Origin of the sequence: Scrofimicrobium sp. R131, assembly GCF_040256745.1 — a bacterium.
GTDB classification, from domain to species: domain Bacteria; phylum Actinomycetota; class Actinomycetes; order Actinomycetales; family Actinomycetaceae; genus Scrofimicrobium; species Scrofimicrobium appendicitidis.
The window spans coordinates 1,909,412-1,921,833 of record NZ_CP138335.1 but is presented as its reverse complement, the minus strand read 5'-3'; the positions used below and the strand labels follow the sequence as shown (position 1 = coordinate 1,921,833).

12 protein-coding genes are annotated in these 12,422 nt (G+C 59.4%); 8 read left to right on the top strand and 4 right to left on the bottom strand.

The features are described from left to right. Positions 1–812: 812 nt before the first annotated feature. The 5 genes from SAC06_RS08835 to SAC06_RS08815 all read left to right on the top strand — a co-directional run bounded on the left by SAC06_RS08835 (position 813) and on the right by SAC06_RS08815 (position 5,568). Entirely contained in the window at positions 813–1,256 is a 444-nt protein-coding gene (locus SAC06_RS08835; RefSeq protein WP_350257933.1) for a peptidoglycan-binding domain-containing protein, read from the top strand. Positions 1,257–1,492: 236 nt separating this feature from the next. Further along, entirely contained in the window at positions 1,493–2,353 is an 861-nt protein-coding gene (locus SAC06_RS08830; RefSeq protein ID WP_350257790.1) for a hypothetical protein, read from the top strand. Between the two features lie 67 nt (positions 2,354–2,420). After that, positions 2,421–3,416: a hypothetical protein gene (locus SAC06_RS08825; protein ID WP_350257932.1), complete on the top strand. Its 996-nt coding sequence runs from the start codon at positions 2,421–2,423 to the stop codon at positions 3,414–3,416. 212 nt (positions 3,417–3,628) lie between these two features. Then, positions 3,629–4,492 (top strand): hypothetical protein, encoded by an 864-nt coding sequence (locus SAC06_RS08820; protein ID WP_350257931.1) that lies wholly within the window; start codon positions 3,629–3,631, stop codon positions 4,490–4,492. Positions 4,493–4,563: 71 nt separating this feature from the next. Continuing rightward, a complete protein-coding gene (locus SAC06_RS08815) occupies positions 4,564–5,568 on the top strand; it encodes a hypothetical protein (RefSeq protein ID WP_350257930.1) in 1,005 nt (334 codons plus the stop codon). Here SAC06_RS08815 and SAC06_RS08810 read toward each other — a convergent pair whose 3' ends face one another. The 4 genes from SAC06_RS08810 to SAC06_RS08795 all read right to left on the bottom strand — a co-directional run bounded on the left by SAC06_RS08810 (position 5,569) and on the right by SAC06_RS08795 (position 9,725). Then, complete coding sequence (locus SAC06_RS08810; protein ID WP_350257929.1) at positions 5,569–6,378, bottom strand: carbohydrate ABC transporter permease; 810 nt, start codon at positions 6,376–6,378, stop codon at positions 5,569–5,571. Next, complete coding sequence (locus SAC06_RS08805) at positions 6,375–7,295, bottom strand: sugar ABC transporter permease (protein ID WP_350257928.1); 921 nt, start codon at positions 7,293–7,295, stop codon at positions 6,375–6,377. The genes SAC06_RS08810 and SAC06_RS08805 overlap by 4 nt, the downstream gene beginning before the upstream one ends. 69 nt (positions 7,296–7,364) lie before the next feature. After that, positions 7,365–8,741 carry an ABC transporter substrate-binding protein gene (locus tag SAC06_RS08800; RefSeq protein WP_350257927.1) on the bottom strand — a complete coding sequence of 459 codons (1,377 nt, stop codon included), beginning with the start codon at positions 8,739–8,741 and terminating at the stop codon, positions 7,365–7,367. Between the two features lie 21 nt (positions 8,742–8,762). Then, positions 8,763–9,725 (bottom strand): carbohydrate kinase family protein, encoded by a 963-nt coding sequence (locus SAC06_RS08795; protein WP_350257926.1) that lies wholly within the window; start codon positions 9,723–9,725, stop codon positions 8,763–8,765. Between the two features lie 119 nt (positions 9,726–9,844). On the opposite strand from SAC06_RS08795, the gene SAC06_RS08790 reads away from it, so the two are divergent. The 3 genes from SAC06_RS08790 (at position 9,845) to SAC06_RS08780 (ending at position 12,379) form a co-directional block, all read left to right on the top strand. After that, entirely contained in the window at positions 9,845–10,594 is a 750-nt protein-coding gene (locus tag SAC06_RS08790; RefSeq protein WP_350257925.1) for a DeoR/GlpR family DNA-binding transcription regulator, read from the top strand. Further along, the gene (locus SAC06_RS08785) at positions 10,591–11,952 is read left to right on the top strand and encodes a 6-phospho-beta-glucosidase (RefSeq protein WP_350257924.1); all 1,362 of its coding nucleotides are present in this window, start codon (positions 10,591–10,593) and stop codon (positions 11,950–11,952) included. Before SAC06_RS08790 ends, SAC06_RS08785 begins: the two co-directional genes overlap by 4 nt. 226 nt (positions 11,953–12,178) lie before the next feature. Beyond that, positions 12,179–12,379, top strand: a complete 201-nt coding sequence (locus SAC06_RS08780) for a hypothetical protein (RefSeq protein WP_350257923.1) — start codon at positions 12,179–12,181, stop codon at positions 12,377–12,379. Positions 12,380–12,422: the final 43 nt, after the last annotated feature.

Here is a 12,422-nt window from a genome sequence, read left to right as displayed (position 1 = left end):
TAACTTTGGTAAGCAAAACGGTTGGACCTTATGGGGTGTGCTTGTGTGTTGGCCCAAAGTTCGGCAGATAGTGCTGGCCTCCACTGCGTTGGTAAAAGTGACCAGCTGCAAGGTGCGGAGGGACTCGGTCTAGATCAGCAAATCCCCAGGTCGGCAGGCGTTTCGCACCGCTGTTTTAATTAGTGTTATGAGGGCTTACTATAATGTTCGCTTCGATTTAAGTCGCCGTCGGTCTAGAAGTTATACCGCTTGAGTTCACCTAGTTGCTGATGGGGGCCCTTTAGCCGACCCGGGAGCAGACTGCCTGTCGGGAGGATTGTTGCCGCAGTCGGAATCAGGCAGATAGTCGTGATGGGTCAACCCTACGGTGCTTCCGTAGTCGTTTTGCCTTCCTCGAAGGTTGGAAATCGGCCAACAGTTTTGCCAGGATTTTGCAGGTATCTGGGCAAGGCGGGCAGCGTGGTTGGTAGGCGGGGTAGTCTGCCAGAAACTAAAGATGTCAGGTTTCAGCAGGACCCGCGGCCGCCGGTGCCATCGGCTGATTGCTGATCGACCTGTAGCTGTTTTGTTACCATTTTGCGCTAGATCAAGCGTTCGTATACTTAAGTTGATTTGTGTGTTTATGCAGGTCAGGGCCTTGTTTTTAGCAGTTGAGTGAAGTCGAGGCCGGTGTATGTAATTTTTGCTCTTGTATTTACTGGTGTTTAGGGGCAGGGTGGAGGGCAGCTCCTAGATGGGGCTGGTGATTGGACGCATAAGGTCGTGTGGCCATCACCTACGTTTGAACCGATTGGATAGGAGGCTTGACGCAGATGAAAAAACTACTAGTGAGCGTGGCGGGAGCCGTGCTTTGTGTTGGAGGTGCGGCGCTGCCAGCGATGGCAGCTGACTCAGGTGACTCGGGTGTGGCACCTGCATCTTTGGTGAAGTGTAATACTTCCACGTTGAAGTACCTGCTGAACAATCAACAGGCACGGGTGCCATCCAGTTCATCTGGAACTGAGTGGGTGGACTGTTGGCTGGATGTGGATCAGGTGAACTACAGTTCAGCGGTCTACTACCTGCAGTTGAACGGGCTAAAGGGTGGCGAGTACAAGAACATTGTTGCAGATGGGTACTACGGACCCGATACTGCGGCCGCAGTTGCGCAGGTGCAGTATGACCGGGGCCTGGCGGTTGACGGCATTTATGGATACCACACGGGTTATGCAATGTACTGGAAGTCGGTGAGTGGCTCCATTTCGAAGTGGTTGTGAAGCAGTTGGTGGGGCCACCGGTTCCCGGTGGCCCCACCATTCTGTTTGGGTACCAGTGTGGTTTGCGAACGGGTAACGTTGGGGGTTTTGCTGTGGGTAATCGTATAGGGATGGGCGTTGTTGGTGTTCTAGTGGCGGTGTTGGTTGGGGCGTGTTCGCCTGTGGTTGAGGGAGACAGTCCAGTAAGTGGGGGCCAATCAGCGGATCAGTCGGTCCCGGACAATGGTGATTCGCTCATGTCAGGCGACTCAACCAAGGACACATCTGACACTGGTGCTGGGTCTGGTGCTGGGGTGGTGGTGAAGGATCGTGCTTCCTGGAGTTTGCCGATCGACCCCTACTTCAGCGTCGACTTCAGTGACTATCAGATGAACGCAAAGCAGTGGTTGGTGCGCGACTGCATGGCCGTGGATGGTTGGGATTACCGGGTTGGTGTTGATGCGTCGGCACCACTGGCAGAGACCAAGTCTGCATCTGGGGCTCGGTTGTTCACTCCAGAACTTGCAGCCAAGTACGGATACCGGATGGCTCCCGAACCGCGCCTTCCGCTTGAGGCCGAAAAGGTCGCAAAGGGGGGCGGCCTGTACCTAGATGCACCACCGGAGTTCGACCAAAAATTGGATGAGTGCTTAAGCCAGGGACGCGAGGAGTTGAAGCAGGCGGGAGCTCCCGAAGAGCGATCAGAGACTGAGCAGGCGCTTTCTGGTGGCTACAACGTGCTGTTCAGTACTGCAGTGACAGATGAGGTGCACCAGGCGGCCACAAGGTGGCGTGAGTGTATGGCGCCACTTGGAATTGTTGACCTGCCTGAAGAGCCCTGGACAGCGGGTTCAATGTATCTGCCGCCGTCACTGATGAGCGCGTGGGGGTGGACTTCAAGTTTTGGGAAACCCTCAGCTGACGAGGTCAGGATCGCTGTTCATGATGCTAACTGTCGGGAGACCTCAGGGTGGTCTGAAGCATTGTATGAGTCTCAGTGGGACCTGGCCGAAAAGTTCGTTGAAGATAACAAGCCCGCCCTCGACGCACTACTGCAGCAACACAATGAGTACATCAAGAAGTACCAACAGATCATCGCCGACCACCAAAACAAATAACCCACCAACCCAACCCATGCAGAACCGTGTCCAGAGAATGACGCACTAGTATCCAAGGAGAGACACTATGAGTAACCGGGCAAGCATTGTTGTGGTTGGCGCTTTGATCGTGGTCTCGGTTGGGGCGTGTTCGCCTGTGGTTGAGGGAGACAGTCCAGTAAGTGGGAGCCAGTCCGTAGATCAGTCGACCCCGGACAATGGTGATTCGCCCATGTCCGGTGGCTCCACCGAGACTGACGCTGGTGCTGGGTCTAATGCTGGGGTGGTGGTGAAGGATCGTGCTTCCTGGAGTCTTCCGATCGACCCCTACTTCAGCGTCGACTTCAGTAACTATCAGATTGAGGCTGAGCAGTGGTTGATGCGCGACTGCATGGCCGAAGGTGGTTGGGATTACCGGGTGGCTGTTGACGCCTCGGCACCATTGGCAGAGACTACGTCTGTATCTTGGGCTCGGTTGTTCACTCCAGAACTTGCAGCCAAGTACGGATACCGCCGGGCCCCCGACCCACGCTACCCACTAGAAGACGAAATTGAAGCCAAGGGCGGCTTGGATAGTGATCAACCACAAGGGTTCCTTGATAGGCGGGATGTGTGTTTTGATCAGGTACGAGAAGAGTTGAAACAGGCGGGAGCTCCCGAAGAGCCATCTGAGACTGAGCAGGCGGTTTCTGGTGGGTACAACGTTTTGTTTCGAGATGCGATAACAGATGAGGTGCACCAGGCGGCCACAAGGTGGCGTGAGTGTATGGCGCCACTTGGAATTGTTGACCTGCCTGAAGAGCCATGGACAGCCGGCGCCATGTCGATGCCGCCGTCACTGATGAACGCGTGGGGGTGGACTTCAAGTTTTGGGAAACCCTCAGCCGACGAGGTCAGGATCGCCGTGCATGATGCTAACTGTCGGGAGACCTCAGGATGGTCTGAAGCATTGTATGAGTCCCAGTGGGACCTGGCCGAAAAGTTCGTTGAAGACAACAAGCCCGCACTCGACGCACTGCTCCAGCAACACGATGAGTACATCAAAAAGTACCAACAGATCATCGCCGACCACCAAAACAAATAACCCACCAACCCAACCCATGCAGAACCGTGTCCAGACAATGATCGCGCTAGCTACCAAGGAGAGACACTATGAGTAACCGGGCAAGCATTGTTGTGGTTGGCGCCTTGATCATGCTCTTGGTGGGGGCTTGTTCGCCTGTTGTCGATGGAGACATTCCAACAAGTGGGAGCCAGTCCGTAGATCAGTCGACCCCGGACAATGGTGATTTGCCCATGTCCGAGGATCCAACCAAGGACACATCTGACGCTGGTTCTGGGCCTGGTGCTGGGGTGGTGGTGAAGGATCGTGCTTCCTGGAGTCTTCCGATCGACCCCTACTTCAGCGTCGATTTCAGTGACTATCGGAGTGAGGCCGAGCAGTGGTTGGTGCATGAATGCATGGCAGTAGATGGTTGGAACTACCGGGTGACCGTTGATGCGTCGGCACCATTGGCAGAGACTACGTCTGTGTCTGGGGCTCGGTTGTTCACTCCTGAACTTGCAGCCAAGTACGGATACCGCCGGGCCCCTGATCCACGCTACCCACTTGAGAACGAGATAGCAGCGATGGGGGGCGGCGGGCTCTATTCCGAAGAACCACCAGAGTTCGATCAAAAATTGTATGAGTGCGTCGGTCATGCGCGGGATGAGTTGAAGCAGGCGGGAGTTCCTGAAGAGCCATCTGAGACTGAGCAGGCGGTTTCTGGTGGGTACAACGTGCTGTTCAGTACTGCAGTGACAGATGAGGTGCACCAGGCGGCAGCTCGGTGGCACACCTGTATGGCGCCACTTGGAATTGTTGACCTGCCTGACGAGCCATGGACTGCCGGCGCCATGTCGATGCCGCCGTCACTGATGAGCGCGTGGGGGTGGACTTCAAGTTTTGGGAAGCCCTCTGCTGATGAGGTCAGGATCGCTGTTCATGATGCTAACTGTCGTGAAACCTCAGGGTGGTCTGAAGCATTGTATGAGTCCCAGTGGGCCCTGGCCGAAAAGTTCGTTGAAGACAACAAGCCCGCCCTCGACGCACTCTTACAGCAACACAATGAGTACATCAAAAAGTACCAACAGATCATCAACGACCACCAAAACAAATAACCCACCAACGCAGACCACCCGTTCTCGGCCGTAGTCACATTCCAGTCCGCCAAGCTCAAAGGAGAGACACTATGAGTAACCGTGTAGGCATTGCCGTTATCGGTGTTCTAGTGGCCATGTTCGTTGGGGCGTGTTCGCCTGTTGTCGATGGAGACATTCCAACAAGTGGGGGCCAATCAGCGGATCAGTCGGTCCCGGACAATGGTGATTCACCCATGTCCGAGGATCCAACCAAGGACACATCTGACACTGGTGCTGGGTCTGGCGCTGGGGTGGTGGTGAAGGATCGTGCTTCTTGGAGTTTGCCGATCTACCCCTACTTCAGCGTAGATCTCAGTGACTATCAGATGAACGCAAAGCAGTGGTTGGTGCGCGACTGCATGGCCGTGGATGGTTGGGATTACCGGGTTGGTGTTGATGCGTCGGCTCCATTGGCAGAGACTACGTCTGTGTCTGGGGCTCGGTTGTTCACTCCTGAACTTGCAGCCAAGTACGGATACCGACGGGCCCCCGACCCACGCTCCCCACTGGACAACGAGATAGCAGCGATGGGGGGCGGCGGGCTCTATTCCGAAGAACCACCAGAGTTCGATCAAAAATTGGATGAGTGCTTAAGCCAGGGGCGCGAGGAGTTGAAGCGGGCGGGAGCTCCTGATGAGCCATCTGAGACTGAGCAGGCGGTTTCTGGTGGGTACAACGTTTTGTTTCGAGATGCGATAACAGATGAGGTGCACCAGGCAGCAGCTCGGTGGCACACCTGTATGGCGCCACTTGGAATTGTTGACCTGCCTGAAGAGCCATGGACAGCCGGCGCCATGTCGATGCCGCCGTCACTGATGAACGCGTGGGGGTGGACTTCAAGTTTTGGGAAACCCTCAGCCGACGAGGTCAGGATCGCCGTGCATGATGCTAACTGTCGGGAGACCTCAGGATGGTCTGAAGCATTGTATGAGTCCCAGTGGGACCTGGCCGAAAAGTTCGTTGAAGACAACAAGCCCGCACTCGACGCACTGCTCCAGCAACACAATGAGTACATCAAAAAGTACCAACAGATCATCGCCGACCACCAAAGCTGACTATCCCTTAACTGCCCCTTCAGTCATGCCGGCAATGAAGTGTCGTTGCAGTGCCAGGTAGAGCACAACCATTGGTAGGGCTACCAGGACGGCACCAGCAGCAAGCAGTACCGTTCCCTGCGTGTACTGCCCCTGGAAGAATGCCAACCCTAGGGGTGCAGTCCGCAGTTTTCCTGATGGTGACATGATTAGTGGAATCAGGAAATCGTTCCATGTCCACATAAAGGTCAAGACGATCTGGGTGACAATAGCTGGCCGACCCATGGGTAGCAGCACCGACCAAATCAGGCGCAAAGTGCCGGCCCCGTCCAGGCGGGCGGCCTCAATGATGGCCGGGTCCACCCCTCGGAAGTAGGACCGCATCCAGAAGGTGCCAAAGGCGGTGGACTGGGCAATTTGAGGCAGCGCGATGGCCCAGATTGTGTCTGTTAGCCCAAGGGTTCGCAGATCAAAGAATAGGGGAATGACGATCGCTTCCGATGGCACCATGATCCCCAACAGGAACAGGTAGAACAGGGGGGTGGATCCGGGAGGCCGCAAAATGCCTAACACGTATCCGCTCATGATCGACAGGATCAAGGCAGACAGAACCACGACGATTGCGACCGTGATCGAGTTGGTCATATAGGTGGAGAAGTGCCCCTGGCCCCAGGCCTTCAGATAGTTCTCAAAGTGTCCCCAAGAATCCTGGCCGATCACCTCTGAGTCGAGGGACATTTTCAGCACATACAGGATGGGGGTGAGCGCTGACGCTGCAAACAGGGCCAGGATCAGGTAGTCAAAGGTCTGCTCAAGGCGACGGGGTTTCATCGGTCTCGTTCCCCCAGCCAGTTGACGGTGACGTTAATGATGAAGATGAAGATTGTTAGCACCACTGCCAACGAGGACCCCACCCCCACCTGACCTAGGCGAATGGCCTGGTTGTACACCTCGTAGGACGGCACGGTGGTTGAGTGTCCCGGGCCTCCCGACGTGGTCATGTAAATCAAATCGAAAGTCTTGAGCGCAGCGATGATGGTCAGGGTAAGCGCAACCAGGATTTCCCCGCGCACCCCCGGCAGCGTGATCGACCAAAACTGGCGGATGGGACCGGCCCCATCCAGCCGAGCCGCCTCATAGTATTCTTTGGGAATTCGGGCAATTCCCGACATGAGGAGGACGGTGACCAGCCCCGTGGAGACCCAGGTGCCGATCAGCCCTACCGCAGGCAGCGCCGTGGTGAAATCACCCAGCCACGGGCGGGCCAATGCCCCCAAACCAACCGCCCGCAACCCTTGGTTGAGGAGGCCGTCGGGGGCGTAAATCTGGCGCCATGAGACAGCCAGAACCACCATTGCGATTACCTGCGGCAAAAAGACCACCGTGCGGAAGAAGCCAAGTCCGCGCACCTTGGCGTTGACCAGCAGCGAAGCCAAAATCAAACCGATGATCAGTGGAATCACCGCGTAGAAAATGATCAGGACCAGCGCGTGCCCGAACGAGCTGGCCAGGCGCGGATCTGCAAAGATGGTGCGGTAGTTTTCCCCGCCAACCCACACGCCAGTTCCCATGCCATCCCACTGGTAGAAGGATAGAAGGACCACGCGCGCCAACGGATAAAGCATGAACAACCCGTAGATGAGCAGCGGGAGGGTCAGGAGGGCGGCCGAGACCCCGATGTTTCGTCCGCGTCGCCATTTCGGTGGGCGCCGAGGCGGGGATGCCTGGGAAGTCAGGGCAGCAGCCATGAGAGTTCCTTCGCTTGGGTGGGTTCCGGCTGGGTTCTGAACCTGCTCAGAACCCAGCCGGCAGGTCAACTACTGACCCACGAAAGAGGTGTAATACTCTTCCATCTTCTTGGTGAATTCGTCAGGAGAGATCCGCCCATCCATCAGTTCCTGCAGAGCAGCCCCCAGATCGTCACCCATGGTTGGAGTGGCGTAGTCCAGGTACGGCAGGATTTCTCCCTTGGTGGTGATGTCCTCGAAGGCGGACATGATGTCGGCGGTTACGCCCGTCTCGGTTTTGGCGAACTCTGCGGCTCCGCGGACCGGCACGTTCCCGGTTTCCGCCAGCACCTTCATCGCGTCGTCGTTGGTGAGGAAATCGATGTAGGCGGCAGCCACATTCGGATCCTTGGCGGCCGAGGTGATGGCGAAGGGAAGCCCGGTGCCGCCCGTGGTGGCCGGAACCCCGTTCACATCGCCCGCGGGGGGCAGCACGAAGGCCACGTCATCTCCCATTACGGCTTGCAGGTCCGGTCCCAGCCAGGATCCCGCAATCAGGTAGATGCCGGTCCCCTTGGCGAAGTCTTGCCAGACTGAGTCGTAGTCGACGCCGTTGAACCCATCGTTGAAGTAGCCGGCCTGGGCCCACTCTTGCAGTTGCGAGGCAGCGGCCACGTTCCCTTCGGTCTCCCAGCTTGCCCCCGGGTTCCCGAAGCCGAGGGTGTGAATCTCGTCGGCCTTGACATGCGCACCCTGAATTGGCCCGAAGACGTGCAGTCCCGGCCACTTCTCGACGTTACCAAGCATGAGTGGCGTCTGACCTGCGGCTTTGATGGTCTCCAACTGGGCCGCGAACTCATCCCAGGTCTTCGGAAGGTCCAAGCCCAACTCAGCCAGGCGGGACTTGGAATAGTAGATGCCCACGACTTCCCCTACCTGGGGCAGGCCGTAGACGCAGCCCTGACCGAAGTCTTTCCCGTCTTCCGAATACGAAGAGTAGGCCAGGATCGACTCGGGGTAGGACTCATTCCAGCCGTACGCTTTGGCCCAGTCTGTCAGGCACAGGATTTGTTTGGCCGCCACAAACTGGCCCATGATGGCTCGCGAGTTGTTGGCCTGGACCACGTCGGGCGCATCGTCGCCGGTCAGGGCCAGTCGGAGCGTCGACTCCAAGTCGTCGAAGGATTGGGAGACCCGCTCGATTTTGATGTTCGGGTACTTCTCCATGAACGCGGCATTCAAGCGCTCGATCTGCTCGTTTTGACCGCCGCGAATTTCCTGATCCCAAACTGTGAGCGTCTGCTCCGGGAGTGAGGAGATGTCGGTGGTGACCTCGGTGGGTGCACTGCTTTGGGCCGACTGTTCGGACTGGGTGGGGCCACCGCCGGTGGGTGCGCAGGCACCCAGGAGGGAAGCGGTTCCAACCAGCGCCGCAGCGGCCAGTAGGTTCCTCGATCGGTGTTGCACTAGCGGATCCTTTCCTTAGCACTATCTTTGTTGGCGGTCAGCTTCGGCTGCGCGAAGGCCGTGATTTCGCCGGTGCTGCAGGCGATCAAGGTCTTCTGGATAGGGGGCACTGACCGAACCCCCCAAGGATTGCACTGACCAGGCGGCAGCCAGATTTGCGTGGTGACAGGCCTCAAAAATGTCCTCGCCCCGCAGGAGGGCCCAGGTGAGGCCCGCAGTAAAGGTGTCGCCCGCTCCGGTGGGGTCGACCGTCTCCACCGTTGGGCTGGGGACGAGCCGGCCACGGTTGTGTGTCCAGGCGTAGGCTCCCTTGGCCCCGCGAGTCACCACTACGGATCGGTGGGGGCCGGCCAGTTGCTCGGCGGCGGCTTCCACCGAGGGGGCCCCGGTGTAGTTCAGCGCCTCGACCTCGTTGGGAACAAAGATGTCGACCAGGTCCAGATGCTGCAGGATTGACGGATCCCACTGTCCGGTTGGATCCCAGCCAACATCCGCTATCACCAGCAAGTCGGGCGACTGATCGCGCCAACTGGCAATCACGCCGCGGTTGGCGCCGATGGCGGTCAGATCGGCCAGGAGCGCAGCCGGCGGGTTGGGGGTGGGGGAGAGCAGCGGAGCACGGTCGGAACCGCAGGTGACCATGGCCCGATCTTGGGCCAGACTCAATGAAACGGTGACGGACTGGTGGGCGGCTTCCACCAGTCCGGACAGGTCGACTCCCTCGGCCGCGAGCAGCGACCGGGTCAGCTGTCCAGGCTGGTCGGCCCCAATGTAAGAGCACAGGGTGGTGGGCACGCCGAGGCGGGCTAGCGCTACCGCCTGGTTGGCGGCTCCACCGGCCGCAAATGTGCAGCCCGGAACCCACTGTTCCTGGCCCGGTTCGGGCAGAGCGCTGAGAGGTCCCATGACGACGTCAAGGAAGAGGGGACCCGCCACCAGCACCGGCGCGGTGGAGGTGGTGTGTGAGTCAGCGGACTTGTTCATTGCGCTCCTTTGCCGACGGGGCCAGTCTGACACCCCTGTGTGAACCATAATGCACATTTCGTCTGCACGCAACTGCTTACACTTGCTCAATAGTGGTTGGTTAGTGGTAGGCTGTGCTCATGATTCCCGCTCAGCGCCAAGCGCGCATTCTGGAGCATATCCGCCGTCAGGGCGGAGTGTCGGTCGGGGCCCTGGCTGCTGAACTCAGCGTCTCCCCCTCAACCATCAGGCGCGACCTGAACCACCTGGATCGGGAGGGGGTGCTTCGGCGCGTGCGGGGCGGCGGCACCATTGAAACCGACCCCACCCCCTTCAAAGATGTGGCCTCGGTTGCCGGGGCTGAGCGAGAGGCGCTCGGTCGCCTAGCGGCCGATCTGGTTGAAGACCGCCAGGTGGTTTTGCTCGATATTGGCACCACCGTGGCGATGGTGGCTCGCCACCTGCGGGACCGTCCGGTCACGGTGGTGACCGCTTCCCTGGCGGTGGTGGACGAACTGCGTGACTCCAGTGTGACCGAGGTGATCGTGCTGGGGGGAGTCCTTCGTCCCTCCTACCTCTCTTTGGTCGGTCCGATGACCCAGGGGGCATTGGACTACCTGGCTGCCGACGTTGCGTTCCTGGGAACATCCGGGATTGCGCCTGACCTGACGGTCCTCGACACGACCGGGACCGAGGTGCCGATCAAACAGGCCATCATGCGCAAATCTGCGCGCAACTACCTGCTGGCTATTGCCGACAAGTTTCCCGGCTCCGGCTTGCTGCCGGTCTGTTCGGCCACCGAGTTTGACGCGGTCCTGACGACTGCTGACCCCGAGATTGAAACCTTGCGCCTGCTGCGCTCGACCACGACGGAGGTAATCACCCCATGAAACTGACCATCGTAGGCGGGGGCGGCTTTCGAGTCCCGCAGATTATCGAAGAGTTGGCGGGGCGTTCGGCGGAGGAAATCCGGCTGAGTGAGGTCTGCCTTTACGACGTTGAACCCGACCGCCTGGCCGTGATGCAGCAGGTGGTGGCCGAGATGGAGTTGGCGGACAAGCCCGCCATCAGCTCGACCAGTCGGCTGGACGAGGCGGTGACCGGGGCTGACTTTATCTTCTCGGCCATGCGGGTGGGGGGCACTTGCGGCCGGGTGCTTGACGAGCAGGTGGCCCTGCACGAGGACGTGTTGGGGCAGGAAACGGTTGGCCCCGGGGGCTACGCCTACGCGTTCCGGACCATTCCGGCGGCGCTCGAGTTGGCCCGCGCGGTCAAGTTGCACGCGCCCGAGGCCTGGGTCATCAATTTCACCAATCCGGCCGGCATCATCACGCAGGCGATGCGCTCGGTGATGGGGGAGCGGGTGGTGGGAATCTGTGACACGCCCATTGGACTGGTCCGCCGAGTGGGCCGCGCCTTGGGTTTGGCGGAGGACGAGTTCAGCTATGACTATGTTGGCCTCAATCACCTGGGCTGGCTCCGCTCAATCAGCGTGGCCGGGCAGGAGCGACTGCCGGAGCTGTTGGCTTCCGACGAACTGCTCGGTGAGATCGAGGAGGCCCGTCTGATCGGGTTCGACTGGGTGCGCCAGCTGGGGATGCTGCCCAACGAGTACCTGTTCTACTACTACCTGAACCGGGAGGCTGTGGCCCAACTGCGATCGGAGGGGCAGACTCGCGGTCAGTTCCTGGACGAGCAGCAGGGGGACTTTTATCGCCGAGCGCAGGAGGAGCCCTACGCCGCCGCGAAGTTGTGGCAGGAGGCTCACGATGAGCGGGAGGCAACCTACATGGCTGAGGCTCGCGACATTGCCGGAGAGGGGGACCGTCATCAGGAGGACCTGGAAGGCGGTGGCTACCAGCGGGTAGCGGTAGACCTGATGGTGGCGCTGTCGGCCGGGCAGGTTACCCGGATGATTCTGGGCGTGGCCAATCAGGGTCCGACCTGGGGCCCGCTCGTGCCTGCACTCAGTGCCGAAGCTGTGGTTGAGGTTCCCTGCCTGGTCGATGCCGACGGCATTCATCCGCAGGCCGTGGCCCCCCTGACCGGTGCCGAACTCGGCCTGGTCGTCCAGGTCAAGGCCTGTGAGGAACTGGTGATCCGGGCGGCCATAGAGCGTGATCCGCAGTTGGGTTGGCAGGCGATTGCCTCCCATCCGCTGGTTGATTCGGTCGAGGTGGCCCGGCGGATTTTCGCCCAGTATCGGCGGCAGATTCCCGAGGTGGGGGCAGTTTTCGCCGGTCGCTAACCTGGCTGACCGCTCACAAAACCGGCTTCCGAATTGAATGTTAGAACAAAGTCTGGGCATAATGTAACCGCGCCCGCCAAGAGGCGCCGGCACCGTTAGTGTCGTTCCACAAAGCCGTGCGAGAGTGCGGCTACCGTGACTCCCGCGCGCAGCCGCCCGCCTCGGGCCGGCTAGATGAGAGGGAGTAGAGAGTATGTCTGCCCTAGTTACGCGAGTGTCGTTACCCGTGAGTAGTCCCGCCCCCCGGATTGGGGTCAGCTTTTCCGCCTTGGTGGCAGTGGTCCTGCTGGGCCTGGTGGCGATGACTGCGGTTGGGGTCGGGGTGGCACTGAACCTGCCGTGGCTCTCAATTGCCGCTGGCCTGGCCGTAGCCGGATCGATGGTGGGACTGGTTTGGGCACGGGTTTTGGCCGAGCTGAACCGCTAGCTCAACGGTGACGGCACTCACTCCCGTGCAGTCTGCTTTCTCC